Annotated in this window: 15 protein-coding genes and 1 pseudogene; 11 read left to right on the top strand and 5 right to left on the bottom strand. The window is 37.4% G+C overall.

The window, feature by feature from the left end; genetic code table 11:
• Positions 1-341 precede the first annotated feature (341 nt).
• The gene (locus AB1422_07890; protein MEW6619241.1) at positions 342-542 is read right to left on the bottom strand and encodes a hypothetical protein; all 201 of its coding nucleotides are present in this window, start codon (positions 540-542) and stop codon (positions 342-344) included.
• Between the two features lie 167 nt (positions 543-709).
• On the opposite strand from AB1422_07890, the gene argB reads away from it, so the two are divergent.
• Together argB and AB1422_07880 are read left to right on the top strand one after the other, a co-directional pair.
• Entirely contained in the window at positions 710-1,561 is an 852-nt protein-coding gene (gene argB / locus AB1422_07885; protein MEW6619240.1) for an acetylglutamate kinase, read from the top strand.
• Positions 1,562-1,578: 17 nt separating this feature from the next.
• Positions 1,579-2,559 (top strand): CsgG/HfaB family protein, encoded by a 981-nt coding sequence (locus AB1422_07880; protein MEW6619239.1) that lies wholly within the window; start codon positions 1,579-1,581, stop codon positions 2,557-2,559.
• A gap of 102 nt (positions 2,560-2,661) precedes the next feature.
• Here the strand turns inward: AB1422_07880 and AB1422_07875 are convergent, their stop codons facing one another.
• The 3 genes from AB1422_07875 to AB1422_07865 are packed head-to-tail and all read right to left on the bottom strand — an operon-like array spanning position 2,662 to position 6,979.
• A complete protein-coding gene (locus tag AB1422_07875) occupies positions 2,662-3,762 on the bottom strand; it encodes a DUF1972 domain-containing protein (GenBank protein MEW6619238.1) in 1,101 nt (366 codons plus the stop codon).
• Positions 3,759-4,904, bottom strand: coding sequence for a glycosyltransferase family 1 protein (locus AB1422_07870; protein MEW6619237.1), 1,146 nt, complete (start codon positions 4,902-4,904; stop codon positions 3,759-3,761). Before AB1422_07870 ends, AB1422_07875 begins: the two co-directional genes overlap by 4 nt.
• Positions 4,905-4,912: 8 nt before the next feature.
• Positions 4,913-6,979, bottom strand: a complete 2,067-nt coding sequence (locus tag AB1422_07865; GenBank protein ID MEW6619236.1) for an AsmA family protein — start codon at positions 6,977-6,979, stop codon at positions 4,913-4,915.
• Between the two features lie 359 nt (positions 6,980-7,338).
• Here AB1422_07865 and AB1422_07860 point away from each other — a divergent pair, with 359 nt between their 5' ends.
• From AB1422_07860 to AB1422_07820, 9 genes and pseudogenes are all read left to right on the top strand, one after another.
• Entirely contained in the window at positions 7,339-8,058 is a 720-nt protein-coding gene (locus tag AB1422_07860; protein ID MEW6619235.1) for a sigma-70 family RNA polymerase sigma factor, read from the top strand.
• Between the two features lie 47 nt (positions 8,059-8,105).
• Entirely contained in the window at positions 8,106-8,486 is a 381-nt protein-coding gene (locus AB1422_07855) for a hypothetical protein (protein MEW6619234.1), read from the top strand.
• Positions 8,487-8,496: 10 nt separating this feature from the next.
• Complete coding sequence (locus AB1422_07850) at positions 8,497-9,621, top strand: DUF4384 domain-containing protein (GenBank protein MEW6619233.1); 1,125 nt, start codon at positions 8,497-8,499, stop codon at positions 9,619-9,621.
• Between the two features lie 53 nt (positions 9,622-9,674).
• Positions 9,675-11,345 carry a hypothetical protein gene (locus AB1422_07845; protein ID MEW6619232.1) on the top strand — a complete coding sequence of 557 codons (1,671 nt, stop codon included), beginning with the start codon at positions 9,675-9,677 and terminating at the stop codon, positions 11,343-11,345.
• A gap of 19 nt (positions 11,346-11,364) precedes the next feature.
• A complete protein-coding gene (locus tag AB1422_07840; GenBank protein ID MEW6619231.1) occupies positions 11,365-12,093 on the top strand; it encodes a hypothetical protein in 729 nt (242 codons plus the stop codon).
• A 702-nt stretch (positions 12,094-12,795) separates the two neighbouring features.
• Positions 12,796-13,590: a DUF4384 domain-containing protein gene (locus AB1422_07835; protein ID MEW6619230.1), complete on the top strand. Its 795-nt coding sequence runs from the start codon at positions 12,796-12,798 to the stop codon at positions 13,588-13,590.
• Positions 13,591-13,651: 61 nt separating this feature from the next.
• Positions 13,652-13,777: a hypothetical protein gene (locus AB1422_07830; protein ID MEW6619229.1), complete on the top strand. Its 126-nt coding sequence runs from the start codon at positions 13,652-13,654 to the stop codon at positions 13,775-13,777.
• A 351-nt stretch (positions 13,778-14,128) separates the two neighbouring features.
• A complete protein-coding gene (locus AB1422_07825) occupies positions 14,129-17,050 on the top strand; it encodes a tetratricopeptide repeat protein (protein MEW6619228.1) in 2,922 nt (973 codons plus the stop codon).
• Positions 17,051-17,131: 81 nt separating this feature from the next.
• A pseudogene (locus tag AB1422_07820) lies at positions 17,132-17,269 on the top strand (GxxExxY protein).
• Between the two features lie 346 nt (positions 17,270-17,615).
• Here the strand turns inward: AB1422_07820 and AB1422_07815 are convergent.
• Positions 17,616-18,325: transposase (locus tag AB1422_07815; GenBank protein ID MEW6619227.1), on the bottom strand; the 710-nt coding region annotated here is incomplete at its 5' end.

Genomic DNA, 18,325 nt, shown 5'->3' with positions numbered 1-18,325 from the left:
AAGATGTGAGTCCTCCTTTGGTCATATGGATTACCCATTTTCCTTCCGTGATGTATGTTCAAACGCATTACCCAGAGATGCTTTAACCTAACCTATTTATTCATCTCCGACAAGGACATTGCCAGTGTTTCGCTGAGAAAGGGCAGTTGGCACGAGTTAATACGCCATAGTCATACACCCCAGTAGGTCATTTGTAATTCGTCACTCCATCATATCACCTCACGATGATACCCTATCTTTCTGTAGATACAGATTGTTCCTTTATCTACATAATTACAAACTTCTATACAAGGATTAGGCTTGCATAGGTGGTTTTCCCAACCACTCGGGTATCCCATACTTCAAAGCACACATCTCTCTGTAGCCTCTTCTGTAGCTTCTTTTTGAGCTCTCAAAACTGCTCTTTCATACACATCAAAGCCTTGCCTGAAATTCTCAAATTCCTTGTAATCAGGTACATCTGCCTCAATTGTTACAGGCTGTATCTCTTCATTGCCAAATTCATCCTCGATCGATACCAAAATCTTCATTTTGTTTCTCATTTTACCTAACCCCCTCTTTTTTACATAGCCAGTCTTTGTTTTTACTGGATATATATATTATCGGAGGTTTTTCCATTTTCCTTTAAAACCTATTTCACAGGTCGAAAAATTTCAGTTGACTTTCGAGACTAAATAGTGTAACATAAAATAGTGAGAGGAGATTGAAAATGAATTCATTAATTACTCGGGCTAATGTTTTAGTCGAAGCATTACCTTACATCAAGGCATTTTCTGGGAAGATAATCGTCATCAAATATGGGGGAAAATCTATGGTTGATGAAAAATTAAAACATAGTTTTGCCCAGGATATAGTTTTATTAAGATATATTGGTATTAAACCAGTTATTGTCCATGGCGGAGGTCCACAAATAGACCAGGTGATGAAAAAAATGGGTAAGAAAATAGAATTTATCAACGGACTTCGACATACTGATTCAGAGACAATGGAAATTGTTGAGATGGTTTTAGGTGGACGAATAAATGCAGAAATTGTCTCCTTGATTAATCATCATGGCTCTCCAGCAATTGGATTGACTGGTGTGGATGGCGATTTGATTGAGGCAATGCAAACGACAAATGGAAGTTTAACTGGACAGGTAACTAATATTAACTCAAAAATAATCCAAACCCTTGATGAAAATGGATTTATACCGGTTATTGCTCCTATTGGCATAGGAAAAGATGGAAAACGATATAATATCAATGCTGATATAGCCGCCGCAGAAATAGCTATTACCTTATCTGCTCAAAAATTAATTATCCTGACGGATATCAAAGGTATTTTTAAGGATATAAAAGATGCCAGTTCCCTTATCTCAACTTTAAAACTGGAAGAAATTGAGGGATTGATAAAGGATGGGTGTATTGCTGAAGGAATGCTCCCGAAGATTAATGCCTGTAAAAAGACAATCACTTCAAAAAAGGTTGATAAAGCACACATAATTGATGGTCGAATCCCTCATTCGATTCTTTTAGAATTATTTACAGATGAGGGAATTGGAACACAAATAATTCAGTAACAGGAGGAAAAATTACGATGAATAAAATTTTTTTAAAATGGGCTAATGTTGGAGTGATGGTTTCCTTGAGTATCATCCTCTCTTTTAAAATGATAGAAGGAGCAAAGAAGGAAAAGAGTTCCAAAGGTAATGAGGAGACTTCAACAACATCTTATTTTGGTCCGAAGAAACGAGTTGCGGTGCTTGATTTTGAGGTTAAAGCACCTGGAGTAGAAGCCAAAATTGGAAGTGGGATGTCAGAGATGCTCATTACCGCACTCCATAACACGGGTAAATCTATTGTCCTGGAACGGGACAATAAGGCATTTCAAGATATGCTAAAAGAACAGGATTTAGGAAAAGCGGATAGAATCAAACCAGAAACTGCGGCTAAATTTGGTGAAATACTTGGAGCTCAAATTTTAATTAAGGGTGCAGTTACAGAATTTACACAGTTTGAATCAATCAAAGGCGTTGGAGTCTTTGTTAAGGGTATTACACTTGGTGGCGGTGGCGTAATCACCGCCCAGGTAGCCGTTGATATCAGGATGTTTGATGCCTCGACGGGTGAAATTATTGAATCACATCGAACTGAACAAAAGGCAAATACGGTTATAGTTGCCGGTGGAGTAAAGGTAGGTGATGTAACCATTGGTGGAGTTGATTTTCATAAAACCCCCTTAGGTAAAGCTACCCGTCAAGCAATTGAAGATATGGTAGGTTTTATTGAGGGACAATTAAAGGCTAAACCATGGGAAGGAAGAATTGTTACGGTAAAAGATGAAAGGCTCATTATCAATGGTGGAATAGATGTTGGGATTAAAACTGGAGATAAAATGGAGGTTTGGACCATAGGAGAAGAATTAATTGACCCGGTTACCGGTTTATCTCTTGGTAGAGAAGAAGGACAAAAAATGGGGACGATTGAAGTCATAGAAGTAAAGGAAAAATATTCTGTAGCAATAATTACCACTGGCACTGGATTTAAACGGAATGACCTGGTGAAGATGACAAAGTAAAATTTTCAACCTCACAGGGAGAAAGGAAGTTTCACGCAAAGCACGCAAAGAACGCAAAGGGAAATAAGGGAAAAAATTACATTTGCGTCCTTTGCGTGAAACCTAAGACTCTGTAAGGCTTACGAGAAGTTCTTCATAACCATCAGTTACTCTCTCCCAGGTATATTCTGCCTTCTTTATTCTATTTACTGCTCTCTTTCTATAGTCGGCGACGACATCAGGGTTATCGACAAGATATTGCATTTTTGGGCTTAAATCCTCGGTTGACCTATCATATAAAATAGCGGCTTCACCCACTACCTCTTCATTAAAGGGCACATTTAAAGCCAAAACACAATTCCCATAACCTAAAGCACTTAATAAAGCAGGGTTTGTCCCACCAACTTCATTCCCATGAACATAGGCATAGCAATTACAGAATAATTCTTTGATGTGGTCTTTTTCATACACAGGCGGCATAAAGATTATTCTTTTGTCTTTTGTCTTTCTTAGTTCTTGAACAAACCGACTTTTATAACCTGTCCCACCAACTATAACCAGTTTTTTATCTGTTTTTACCTGCTCAAAGGCTTGAATGGTTAAATCCGGGTTATTTTCTGGCTCCAATCGGGTGACCACAAAAAAGTAATTATCCCTGTCTAAATTATACTCCTTAAGAATGTTGGGATTTGAAGAAGTTTCAATGTCCGCCCCATAGGGAATGAAGGTAGAGGTTGTGTTATACCGTTTCAGGTAATATTGCTGGATAGCCTTTGAATCTGCTATAATCTGGTGACATATCTTTGTCGCCAGATATTCGGCAAATTGATAATAGGTTTGAGCTGTCTTGCCCCATTTCCTTCTTTTCCATTCAAGTCCATCAACATTGATGGCTATCTTCTTTCCAAATAACTTTGGAATGAGGCATAACGGGCTATTAGCCGCATTAAAAACAAGGATAACATCAATCCGCCCAAACAAAACATGAATCATAGAAAAAAAGGTATGTGAAAAGGTATCGGCTATTTTGGTTCTAACCGAAGGGAGGTGAATGAGTTTTACCCCTTTAAATTCTTTAGGTCGGTCTGGTGAGTTGCTATTTCGACAATAGACTATTACCTCGTGTCCTTTCTCCACCAATCGCATACTCAATTCCTGAACGCAGGTTTCGAACCCACCATAGCGAGCAGGTATTCCTCTTGTGCCAATAATAGCTATTTTCATAGAATCCCCTTTCTATAAACCTCCAGCGTCATTTTTGCCGTATTTTCCCAGGTAAATTTCTTAGCGTGAGCAAATCCTTTTTGTCGCAAACTTGCTTGTAAATTATTATCAGACAGCACCTGATATATTCCCCCGGCAATTTCATGGACAGAATCGGGTTTAACTAAAATAGCCGCATCCCCGGCTGTTTCAGGCAAAGCACAAGTATTGGAGGTAACTACTGGTGTCCCACAAGCCATTGCCTCTAAAACAGGTATGCCAAAACCTTCTAATTGGGATGGCAGAATAAAAAGGTCTGCGCCACTATATAACGCAGGAAGGTCACCATCAGGAACATATCCTGTAAAAATAACCGTATCTCCTAACTTTAATTCATTGTATTTCTTAAAAATATCCTCATAAAGCCATCCTTTTTCACCGGCAATAACCAATTGATGTTCTAATTTGCAAGAATTTTTTAATAAGGAAAATGCTTCTAATAACTTAACAATATTTTTATTTGGCTGAAGTACCCCGACAAACAAAATATAATTTTCCTTAATTCTATATTTTATTTTAATTCTCTCTAATATTTCTTTGTCTTGTATCGGAGTAAAATCAGGGGAGACGCCATGTGGTGTTACCCAAATTTTCTCTTCAGGAATACCAAGTAATTTAATAAGGTCATTTTTACTAAAATTAGAAACAGTAATGATAGCATCTGCTCGCCTGACGGCTAAAGGTGTTTCTTTATATTTCCACTTCACCCTTTTACTTCCTAAAAACTCAGGTCTGCGTAAATAGGCTAAGTCATGAATAGTGACAATAGACTTTCCAGAAAGCATTCTCGGAACATAATCAAAAAGCCCATGGAAAAGGTCAATTTTGCCTGTAAATAGTTCGATTGGGAATTGGAGTCTTTTCCAGATAAGAGAAGGAATCCGACAATCTTTCCTGCCGTAACCTGCTTTTTTAAACAAAGAGTAGAATTCATCAGTTGTCTGACGATGCTTATTTCTAAAAAAGCTAAAAAACAATAAATACTTATTTTCTTTATCCACTTCACTCAATGCTTGAACAAGATGAAAGATATATTGATAAATCCCACCTTTTTGTGAAGATGATTGTCCGGCATAGGTTGCATCTAAAGCAATCTTCATCATTTTTACCTCTAAAATAATTTTTTGAACAATTTGTTAACCTCTTCCTTTGCTTTTTCTTTAATCTTTTCCTGTTTTTCTTCTATTATTTCTTTAATCTCTTCCTTTTCTTTTTCAACCTGTTGCTGTATTTTTTCCTTAATTTTTTCCTTTTCTTCTTTAGTTTCTAATTCAATCTTTTGTTTTATTTCTTCTGTCCTGGCAAATTCAGGCTCTTTAAAATTACCTTTAATTCTAAACCGAACACCCATCCTGTCTTTTTTATCACCCAGGAATGGAATTATTTTTCCTAATTTAGAGATTTGTTTTCCTAATCGTCCGGGGAATGTCGCGGTCATATTAAAGTCCATATCTAAGTCAAGGGATATTTTACCACTGCCTAACAGTTTAATTAAATGACTTCTCAATTCAAAGTCATCACTTGATATTATTCCATCTTCTATCTTAAATGTCGTTAATATATGACATTGAGTCAGGTTACGAATCACGCCTAAAGTAAGGAAAGCCGCTAATCTATCTAATATCTTTAATCCTTTTATCTTTGCATCTTTTAATTCTACACTTCCAGAACCTTCTAAATTTTCTTTTAATTCATTTAGTTTAAATCCCGCTCCTTTAATATTTATCTCTGAACTCAACTTACCACAAACAAACCTGTTATTTGTCTCAGAAAAACTTGATATGATGTTGGCAATTTCGATTTGTTTTGCATTAGCAAAGACAGAATATCCTGGCAATTTACTACCTAAATCTATCGTTCCAGAAGCCTCTACCACTCCATCAGAAACCTTACTTTTTAATGCCTTAATCATCAGGATATTCCTAACCCATTTAAAATCAGTATAAAATTCCTTACCTATAATTTTCTTAAAAGACCATTCATCTACATTAATTTCCCCTTTCACATCTAATTTATATTGTTGGTCAAATTTCAGATTTGGGAATGCTTCAATAAATTCACCATAACCCTCTATTATTTCATCTAAAATAAGTTGTTGTGAGCGAACCATAAAATTTATCTTAGGATTTTTGAAATTTTGGAGTTCTCCCTGCATATTAAAATTAGACTCACCGAATTGGCCGGTCAGGGATAGTAAGTTCATATCGTCTTCAGTAAATTGCAGGTCTAAGTTAATATCTTTAATACCGTTCCTTACCCCCTCATATTCTACTTTACCATTTTTTAATATCACCCGACCTAAAACCTGTAAATTTTCATTTAGCCTGCTATTTAAAGATACATTTATTTTACTTTTACCAGCGAGTTTTAGTTTTTCAATGTCAGGAAATGGAATTAATCTAATTATATTAGCTATAGAGAACTCATTAGTTTTCAGGGTTATGTTGATTAATTCATCTTTTAGTCCTCCTTCGAGTTCGGCTTTTAAATCGGCTAATGTAAATGTCGCTGTAACTATTTCTATTACTCCTGAATCCAGGTCAACCTCAACCCCGCCTCCGAGTTTAAGATTAATTCTCCTCCCACCAATTTCCCCGGCTCTTACTCTAAATCCAATTATCCCGTCTCTTTTATTTAATCCATCTATTTGAATATCAATCTTTTCAATAGATGTTTTCAATTTTGGTGAAATTCCCTCATCTAAAAAATATATGCTTCCTTTTTTTACCCTTATCTTATCTATTTGAAAAGAAAAGTTACCCGCTTCTTTCTCTCTTTTATAAGTATTCTTTTTCAACAAATCTGTAAAATTCCATCTATTAGATTTATTTCGCTCGATAAAAATCGTTGGTTCAATAAATAAAAGATTAGTAACTATTAATTGTCTTTTTAGCAAAGGGAAAAACCTATATTTCAAAATAAGTCTCTTGTTTTCTATCAACGCTTTACTCTTAAATCCTGATTTGTTAAAGACAACTACATCGTGTAATTCAATGCCGGTCAAAATACCAATTTTCAATCTGCCTATTTCGACCTTTCGTGCTAAATTTTTCTCTAACTGGTTTGAAATAAATTTGGTTAGTTGAGGTGAGGAAATAGTAATAAACGGAAGGATAATAGCCCCAAGAACTAAAATTAGAATAAATATACTGATAAAGATTAACGATTTCTTTTTCATAACCTCTTGTTATCATTAACAACCACTTTAGAATTTTTGGAAGTGAGTTAATGTAATTTAATAATTGCGATAAGTATTATAGCATAATTTAGATGGCTGGTCAAGTTTTTTTCCTTTTATGCAGCAATTCTCGGTGAATTTTTAGAGACTGAATTCACCTATGTTGAGGAGAGATAGAGAAAAATATTTTTCGTAAATATTTTGAGAGGAAAATAAAGAATAATGAGTCTCTATCTAATTTTTCACCGAGAATTTCTGAAAAACAAACTTTAATGTTGCCAAGAATGAGATTTTTTAGTATAATGATTAAGAGCAGATTTTGTGTGAGAAAAAATTAAAATCTAAACGATAATAAAATTATGGAAGAGATAAAAATAGAAAAGTACTATCACTGGGCAATCTCCAAAGTTAATGCGGTATATCCAAAATTAGTTAACTGTGGAGTAAAAGTGGAGAGAGATGACCTTATTCAGGAAGCCCTCTTAGGTTTGGTAGAAGCAGCGAGGGCATTTAATCCTGAAAAAGGTGCTAAATTTACTACCTATGCTTTCTATCGTGTTAACGGAGCTATCAGAGATTTTTTGAGAAAGTCGGATTATCTTCCTCCAGAAAAGAGAAAAAAACTGAGTGAATATAAACGAATAAAGGAAGAGTTTGCTCAAGCACTTGGTAGGGAGCCGACTAGAAAAGAGATGGCTGAAAAACTATGTATTTCTGAAAAAGAAGTAAAGGAAATAGAATCCTGGCATTTGGTCTTCATATCACTTGATACTCCCATTTTTACAAAGAACGGAGAGGAGGTTGAGATTTCAGATATAATCCCTACTGGAAATAAACGCCCTGGTCAGAAATTAGAAGAGAAAGAAATTGTCAGAGCTTTAAATTCATGTATTGAACAACTCCCTTTAATAGAGAAGAAAATAATCGAACAAAGATATGTAGAAGGGAAAACACTAAAAGAGGTAGCTGAAACATTAGGTATGTCTATACCTACTACTCAGAGGAAAGAAAAAAAAGCTAAGCAGATATTGAAGAAGTGTATGGAGAAGAAAGGGTGGTCAATGATAGATGTCCTTTAGATTCGTGTTCCGAACATATTATCTAATTATCCAACGGAGGTGGTAAAATGAAAAGAGAGGTAACCTTAAATGAAGCTTTAACTTTATGGGGACAATGGAAGCAACAAGAAAGAGAGGCTATAGTCTGGGACATAGCCTTGCCCAAAATGGCATCGACAGAGTTCCAGGGAATGATGAGCATTTATACAGAAGGAAAGAAATATAGATTGGCACTCAGAGAGAATATCGATGAGCCAGAAAACGGACTCATTACTGTGGAGGTTAGCGAACCTTATCAGAACCAGATTGAGGGAAGAAGTATAATAGTTACAAATGATAAAGGAGAGGTCTTCCTTGAAGGGAAAATTGTTTCAGGAAGGGTAGCGCAGAAGGTTAAAAAGATAAGAGATATTGACCTTAAAAAGCTCTTCGTCAAACCTAAAGATTGAGGTATAATAAATGGGTGTATTTGCTCTATTTGAGGATAACACAATAAGTGAGTTGTTAATGGGGTCTTATTTTTCAGATAAACCAATAGAGGTTTTTGTGATTAATCAAGATAACTTACAAATAGAAGCTTCAGCTAAGAAGGGGACTATCTCGGTTTATCATATCCTCAGAGATAGAAGAATATTGATAGAGAACAAAAAACAAGCTGTTTCATACGAATTTAAGGATTTAGCTCCTTCTAAGGCATTTGGCGAAAGTGCAGGGTTAGCATTCTCACTTAAGTTTGCGGAAGAAATTTGTCGAAAGAAAGGCAACCCTTTACCATTCTCCATCTCTGCCACAGGGGTAATTTCAGACTCAACTGCCGACGCCGTAGTAAAAAGGGTAAACGGAATAAACGAAAAACTCCAATCTACTCTTGGCATCTTAAAGAAGGGTGATAAGATATTCTATCCTAAGGAAAATGATGCAGAGATAGATAGCAATCTAAGAGAAAGGATAATGACAAGCCAGATAGAGGCTATACCTGTATCTACAGTAAAGGAGGCAATAGAATCACTTTTGAAGGGAATCCCCGATGGTTCTCCTGATAAAAAGCCAGGCAGAAAATATCTGCTAATCTTGATGGCTATAATGGCTTTAGCTATAATTGGATATCGGGTATTAGGAAACAATGTGAGTAAAAAACCCTTTAGTTTTCAGGAAATGGAATTCCATTATTACAATCCACAACATCAATATCTAAACCTTATAGAAGAAGACAGTAATTCAAATCTCTCTCTTAGCTCTAAAGATAACTATCAGTTTAAGATTAAACCTGATACTAAATGTTATCTCTATATATACCAGATTGACTCTTCGGGTAAGTTCGATATTTTATTCCCTAATGTTAAATATAGTAGGGAAACAAATCCACTTAAGGAAGGTGTATCTTACTGGATTCCATCAGAGGATACCTGCTATTATCTGGATGAGAAAACAGGAGAAGAAAAGCTTTATTTTCTTGCCTCCAGTCGCTCATCTAACAATTTGTTTTCAGAGAAGTTAAAGGTATTACCTGTGGAAAAAAGAAAGGAAACCATTCAAAAGATGGTAGATTTTTATAAAGAATTTAGATTCCAACACATAGATTGAGGTGAGAAAAAATATAATTTGATGCGATAACTAAAATAGGAGGTTAAAAGACGATGGAGATTTCTGATTTTAAAATCTGGGTTTCGCTACCCTTTATAGTAATTATCGTGCTCGGTTTGATTCAACGGTTTTTCTGGTTATTTAATAAGTACTTCCCCTTTAATCGGGATAGTTGTCAATGGGGATGTGACAATCGAAGCCGCTGGTGGAGAAAAGCAGGCGAGTTATTCCACCATTTACCACAAGGTGCCTCGGTTGTAGGATTTCTCTGTGCCTTACTCTGGCCATTTCTTATTGCCTTGAATGTGCTTATATTGGCACAGGTTTTAGAAATGGTCTTTCCTGGTGGTGGAAGACGAATTCCCCTCCCCTGGGTAGGAACTTACTCTGTCTTCCCTTTAATAATGGGCTTTCTCTGGGCAATTACTCAGACAGTCTTTGGGGTAATATTTAAAGCTATCAGAGCCGAAACCTTCTGGACCAAACTTGCAAAGATTTGTCTCTTCATCCTGATTGCCTTATCAATTGTTTGTGAAGCAGGGCTTGCTATTTGGCGGGCATATCTATTGAATGCTGGCGAAATACCAATCTCACCTACACAGGTGGATATAATAATATCTAAATATGGCCCATGGTTAGCAGGGATTATTGGTCTCTTTGTCCCTATCGGTGAGATTCTTGCTGGCACATTTGGTTTCGGACAATTCATAGAGCCAATGGTCAAAGTTGGTCTGTATTGGTTTGGCGGATTAATGGTTTCAGTCTGGGGTATAGGCGTTTGGTGGGTATGTGTATCTCCTAAACCTGTTATTATTCATCAGAGGGAGAAAGTGCCCCAGGCGGTAACCGACTTAAAGAATGAGACTAATGAGTTAGAAAAGAAGGTTGAAAAATTGAAGAAAGATACTAACGAACTAAAGACGGAGATAACATCTAACGAAATATTAGGGAAAAAAATTCAGAGTTTTGATGAACCGATACAGAAAATAGGACAATTTGAAAACAAGATAAAACAATGGGACGCAAGGATAGATAACATAGATAAGGGAATAGAAGAAGCTAATGACTGGCGCTCATTGAAGCAGGTAAAAAAGACGGTGAAAAAAGCTAATAAAGAGATAGATGACCAGAATAAAGAGATTGAGCGATTTTTGCCAGAGGTTGTGCAGTTTGTTTCCCTAAAAACATGGGAAGATACAGTAAATAGATTTAAAAATGACTTTGGACCTAAACTTGTAGATGCTGAAACGGATTTGCTGAAGTTAGATTCTTCACCCTTACATATTGATTTAAAGAACATCGCTCAGGAGATAAGTAATATATTGCTCGGAGTCCAAACACCGTCTTCAGTTATCCCTCATCACCAAAGAAGGGATTTGGAGAGCTTATTAGAAGAGACAAAGGCTTCGGATAGAAAGATAAAAGAAAGTGCAGAAAATATCCTGGATACATCCCACAGAATCACTAATAATGTCCGGTCTAATAAACTTCTAGGGATAGAAACTGACCTGGAAAATCTCAGTAAAACTCTGAAGGAACTAAGAGAAAAATTTAACCAATATACCCCAGCGATAGCAACGGCTCCATATAAGGCGGTTGAAGATAGGACCAGGAAGGTAAAGGAGACTGTAAACCACCATAGGAAGACACTTAAAGGTTTACTATGGAAATACAATCTCAAATATCTATCTTTATTATTACCATGGAACTGGGGCAAAAGGTAAAAAAAGGAGGTAGTCACCAATGAAGACTTTTTCACAAATCCATCGTTTTCTGCCCATAGTTAAAACAACATTAGGTATCTGCATTCCTCTTCTGTTATTAGCAGGATGTGGTGGATTGGAACAACCAGAAAAACCCCGATTTGTGATTGTCTTAGTAGATGAGACAGATTCTTTTGCCTTGCACAGCTCACAAGGGCAAATCACTATGTTTTGGCCAGAGGTCGTCCCCTGGGTTAGACGGATAGTAAACCAGATTCAGCCTGGTGATAAGTTCTGCGTGATTGGGATTGATGAGCATGGCTTTGATATTGATGATGTAAGGATTCCCCTAAAGACCTTTAATGAAGCTACCTTGCAGGCAATACAAGAAAAGACAAGGATAAGTAAAGCTGTGCAAGAATTAACCAGGCGCCAGGAGGTTTATAAAGGAACGGATATCTTAGGTGCCTTATATCATACCGCCCACTTCTTAAACAGAGAAGAAGGTAATTATCGTAATACAATCATCATCTTTTCTGATATGATTCAGTATCCCTGGCCACCAAGACTTCAGGATGCCGATGATTTAAGGTTTCCCATAGATACAGAGGTTTATTGTCTTTATGTTAATGCCTCAGGAAGAAAGGAATTTAAAAACATTGTCAATACCTGGGTAGATATCTTTAGCTCAGCAGAACTGAAAATTACTGACGACCACTTTTATCAACGAGCTGAAACAGAAGATGCATTTAAGAAACTATTTTTGTAACCGTTCCGATAGTAATTCACCGCAGAGACGCAGAGGAACAGAGAAGATATGGAAATAAATCAGATAACAGAAAAGATTATTGAGGACATCATGGTAATACATAGGACATGGTGACCATAAGGTAATCGGGTAATCGGTGGTCGGTAATCAGGTAATCGGTCACCGATAACCGATTACCGATAACTGATTACCATGATTCCACTTCAGATGGCTAAAAGTGTTACATTAATCTGTTCTCAAAAGCTTGCACTGATGAAAATCAAGGATGGGATTAAGCGTATCGTCCATAAATTTTAATTTTCTTCTCTGCGTCTCTGTGTCTCTGCGGTGAACAGTTACAATCAGGAGATACAGATAGTAATTCACCGCAGAGACGCAGAGGAACAGAGAAGATATGGAAATAAATCAGATAACAGAAAAGATTATTGAGGACATCATGGTAATACATAGGACATGGTGACCATAAGGTAATCGGGTAATCGGTGGTCGGTAATCAGGTAATCGGTCACCGATAACCGATTACCGATAACTGATTACCATGATTCCACTTCAGATGGCTAAAAGTGTTACATTAATCTGTTCTCAAAAGCTTGCACTGATGAAAATCAAGGATGGGATTAAGCGTATCGTCCATAAATTTTAATTTTCTTCTCTGCGTCTCTGTGTCTCTGCGGTGAACAGTTACAATCAGGAGATACTATTATGTTTGGAACTCCATTACAGCAAATGATATTCTGGGATAAAATAAAAAGGCTGATGATGAAAGTCGTCTTGCCAATAGCAATCGCTGTTTTGCTCATAGTCTCTGGAGGATATTGGCTTAAGAAAGCCAGCCTTAAATTACCAAAACCAGTCAATAAACAATGGCTGAAAACCACATCTGTTTCCACTGAACAAATATATAAAATGATTGTATCTGGAGACTACGATACAGCCATAACAAAACTTAACCAAAGGCTTAAGACAAATCCCGAGGATGCCTCACTAAAGAATCTCTACTCCCTGTTAATGGATGAACTTAAGGTTGACTCCAAATTCCATTACCTGCCTGCTCAAAAGAGATTTGTTACCGCTAAAACTCCATCTGATACCCTAATCCTAACCAGCAATGACCCTTATTACCTGACAACTTATGCATCTGACTATTGTTATCTCTATATCTTTCAATTAAATAGCTCTGGAGTCTTAAAACAACTCTTTCCAGGTAAAGATATCCCAACACCTAATCCTATACCACCAGGACCACTACGAATTCCCAATGACGCTAATTGGTTTTCCTTAGACGATATACCCGGGACAGAGAAGATATACCTGGTAGCTTCAAGGTGGAGACAGGAGGGACTGGAAGAATTAACTGCCAGACTGAATGCAGAAAGAGAACTGACTTACAAAAGAGATTTGACAGAAAAACTCGTTTCGCACTTAATTCATAATGACCAGGTAACAGATAAATTACCAGGTCTGGTATTCGGAATGTATCAATTTAAGCATAGATGAGTGAAAAAAAATGAAAATAGCTACTGGTGGTTGCGATTTAACTTGACAAATAACCATTATAATGGTTATAATCTTGCTATATTTAACCAATAGGATGGTCACTAATGCGATTAAGATAAACCACGAAGGGCACGAAGACCACGAAGAAAATGTAATTATTCAGCCACAGATTAACACGGATAAATAGCAGATAGTAGAAGACAAGATGCAAGGGGCGAGAAAGCAGAGGGTAGAGATAGATGTCCCCCGCTGGCGGGGGATTAAGGAAGGTGGAAGTTAGAAGAAGAAAAGCCCTTCAGCCTTCAGCCTGATTACAGACACGGATACCGAACACGCCTCACCGATTTTTCCGTGTTTCATCCGTGTCCATCTGTGGCTGAATAGTTACGATTTGGTTTATAATTCTTCATCCCCTTCCGGGGTACCCACTTGTGGGTCGTTCGTGGTTTTAAAAGATGTGAGGAAGGTTAATCTAACCGCACAGGTGGAAACTTTTCCACTCTGGAAATGGCTACTTTTATAAGGAGGTTATAAAAAAATGAAGAGAAAAATAATTACTTTATTCATTTTATTCATTGCTTTGTTTGTAATAGGGTGTTGGGGAAATACCTTTTCACAGTCAGTAGATGAAGCACTAAGACTTTACAAAGCACTAAGACTTTACAATCAGGGAAAGGAAGCAAAGAAATATGGAAGGTATCAGGAAGCACTGGCGTATTATGAAAGGTCATTAAAAATTTGTCGTGATTTAAATCATCTTCGGGTTATTACGGCAAATCTCAATGATATCGGTTATGTATACAACTCCCTTGGTCAGTATGAGAAGGCATTGAACTACTATGAGGAGGCACTGAAGATAAAAAGAGAAAACAATCTATCACCAGAATCTATCGCCACAAGCCTGAATAATATCGGTTTTGTTTATTGCTCCCTTGGTCAGTATGAAAAGGCATTAAACTACTTGGAGGAGGCATTGAAGATATATAGAGAACTCAATATCCCTCAGTATATAGCCATAAGCCTGAATAATATCGGTCTTGTTTACCACCACCTTGGTCAGTATGATAAGGCATTGAACTACTATGAGGAGGCATTGAAGATAGTAAGACAACTCAATATCCCTCAGTATATAGCCATAAGCCTGAATGATATCGGTCTTGTTTACGACTCCCTTGGTCAGTATGAAAAGGCATTGAACTACTATGAAGAGGCATTGAAGATAAGAAGACAACTCAATATCCCTCAGTATATCGCCACAAGCCTGAATAATATCGGTGCTGTTTACTCCTCCCTTGGTCAGTATGAAAAGGCATTGAACTACTATGAGGAGGCATTGAAGATATATAGAGAACTCAATATCCCTCAGGATATCGCCACAAGCCTGAATAATATCGGTTATGTTTACTACTTCCTTGGTCAGTATGAGAAGGCATTAAGCTACTTTGAGGAGGCATTGAAGATAAGAAAAGAACTCAATATTCCTCAGGATATCGCCATAAGCCTGAATAATATTGGTGATATTTACCTATCTCAAAAAAGATATAAAGAGGCTGAAAAGTATTTCAGTGAGGCAAAAGGAAGATCTGGTTTTGTTGAGCTTTATATTGCTACCGGAAGGCATAATGAGGCATTAAACCTCCTTAAGGAAATGGCACCAAAATGGAATACTGCTGACCCATATCGTATCCAGGTTTATACCCAGAATGGTCTGGGATTAAAAGGGATGGGTAAATTCAAGGAGGCATCAGCTGAATTCCTTCAGGCAGTATCCATCTCTGAGGAAATGAGAGCGAGAATCAAAGGAGAGAAAGCAGGATTCTTTGGGGCAGGTTATTATGGTGGAAGAATCAGGTCATATAAAGGGCTTATCTCTACCCTCTCAGAAAGGGTAATCACGGGAGAAACAATAGATGAAAGGTTTAAGCCTTATGGCAAAGACCTCTTATCCACGAGCTTTTACTTTGCTGAATCAACCAGGGCAAGGGTTTTGCTTGAGGCAATCGCCGAATCAGTTAGAGGATACTTTAAGTCAGAACTACCTCCTGAGATAAAAAACAAAGAGGAAGACATCCTGAATAGACTCTCTGCCATAGAAGAGCAATGGACACAGATGTATACAAAGGGTGAGGATGTGTTTAAGGAATGGGTAAAGAGGAAGGAAACTTTAAAGAAGGAACTTGATGTGCTTATCTCAAATATGAGAAGGGAATACCCACGCTATGCCAGCCTAAATTACCCAAAACCTATTCCGGTTGAGGAATTACCTCTAAAGGAGAATGAGATTCTTCTGGAGTATGCTATATGCGATGATGCCACATATCTCTTTGTGGTGAGTAAAGGAAAGGTAGAGAGACTGATAAAGATTCCCAAAGATAAAGAAGGGATAGAGGCATTGGTTGAGGAGTTTGTCTTGCCCTTGCAAAGCCCATATACCCAAGAAGATTTTTCTCCCTTCCTTGGTCAAAGCCTCTATTGTCTTCTCTTAGAAGATGCATTAAAAGGCATATCACCCGATAAAGAGATTATTATCATCCCTGATGGCATATTAGGACTACTTCCCTTTGAGGCACTGGTAATAAGCACAGGAAAGGATTATCGAGATAGCCTTTATGTAGGTGATAAGTATAAGACAACATATTGCCAATCAGCATCAATCCTTGCCTTAAACCGTATGCTCAAACCATCTCAGGCTTCTAAAATCTTATTTGCCCTTGGGAATCCCATTTATGATAAGAATGACCCTCGTTACATCGCTTATAAAAAAGGGCAACCACAACCTACCTTGCTGACCCAGAATCTGGCCCAATATGCCTATCGAGGACTTGCGACAAGACGAGAGTGGGGAAAAACAAGTAAGGATGATAAAGAAGGCAAAGGGATGTTTTTCATTCCACTTCCTGAGACAGAGGACGAGGTCAGAGCAATTGCAGGACTTTTTGGTGTAAAATCAGAACCCCCTGATGTTTTATTAAATATCTATGCCAATGAGACAAACCTGCGTAAGGCTACACTCAAAAACTATCGTTATCTCCACTTTGCCACCCATGCTGATTTACCAGGTAAGGTGCAGGGCATAAAAGAACCCTTCTTACTCCTTGGACAAGTTGAAAACAAGGGAGAAGATGATGGATTTCTGACCTTAACCGAGGTATTAGGGCTAAGCCTGGATGCGGACATAGTGGTTCTCTCAGCCTGTCTCACTGGCAGAGGAAAGGTAATGGAAGGTGAGGGAGTAGTGAACTTTGCCAGGGCATTTCAACACGCAGGAGCAAGGAGTGTTCTCGTAAGCCTCTGGGAGGTAGCATCAAAAGAGACTGGAGAGTATATGGAGTTATTTTATCAACACCTGAAACAGGGTAAGACCCGAGGAGAGGCATTAAGACTCGCCCGCAATGAGATAAAGAAAAAATACCCTAACCCCTTCTACTGGGCACCATTTATTTTGCATGGAGAGAGATGAAGATAGAAGAATTAAGGGTTATGGTGAGGATAGACTAAAAGAGATTAAACCACGAAGGGCAGGGAGAGCACGAAGTGAAATTTGATGAAATATCTAATAAAGTTAGCAAATATCAAAGTTGGCTTGTTGATAAATTTCAATGTAGAAAGATTGAAAGAAGGCATAAAAAGATTTGTCTTGTCCAATCTTCGTGACCTTCGTGCTCTTCGTGGTGAATAGTTACAAAAAAAATCAGTGTTTCATCTGTGTCCATCTGTGGCTAAATAGTTACGAGATGAGGGTCGGACCTATTAACCTCTGTAAAATCAAGGGACTATAATATTAAGAGGGTAGATTTTGGGGGTGTTTAGGAGGTGAGGTAGATATATATAACACATTATAAACATTGAGGTTAGGTTTCAAAAGGGGAGGTGTATTAAAAAGGAATAAATCTTAGGATGGATAAAAGATGGATAGATGGAGCAGAAGAGAAGTAGAAAGGGGTATTTAATTATGTAATAAATGTAATAGAGACACAGTTAGAGTATCGAACTAAAGAAGATAGTAAGTGAAAAGAGAGATAAATTTACACAGATGAAGTTTTTTCTTTTGCCTGAAGGATTACTTTGGCATTCATTAGAGCATAAGCAAGGGTATAGATGTTGGCAATAGAGTTTAGATTACGAGAGATAGGTTTTTCAATAGCATAATCTTTAAGAATGGAAAACCCTCTTTCTGCCAGAGTTCTATGTTTGTAAGTTTGTTTAAATAGTTTAGATTCTCTATCAATGGCAAAGCGTGCATTTTCAACATCGTCAAGGTTGATGTATTGAGTACAGCCTTTCTTTTGCCAGTTGGGGTGGTTGCAGCGGCATTTTTGACCAGGTTTTCTCTTACCTGTTTTAGGATTAATAAGAGGGCAGATAAATTTTTGTCGTCGATGCTGTTTTTGTTTATCAAACCAGGCTCCACCATTATCCATTTCACGGTTATCCTGGCAAAGAAGACGACCGTTTTTACCAAAGGAATGTTGAAGGATTTTATGACCCCGAGTATTTAAAGGTATAAAGGCAACACCACCACCTTTGGCAATATATTGATAGACATACCAGGCGTCATAGGCAGCATCAGCCAAAAAGGTCTTGATAGTTAAGTTGAGAGTATTAGTAATTGGTTTAATAACTGAAAAGAAGGCCTTAACATCCGGAGTATTGCCAGGAGTAGTTTGTTCGTTAATATTAACAACTCCGAATTGGGTTTGTTGGAAGGCAGCATGGCTTTTGAATCCCCAGAATG

This window comes from bacterium (genome assembly GCA_040757115.1).
GTDB lineage: Bacteria > UBA9089 > CG2-30-40-21 > CG2-30-40-21 > SBAY01 > JBFLXS01.
This window is presented reverse-complemented; position numbering and strand designations above follow the sequence as displayed.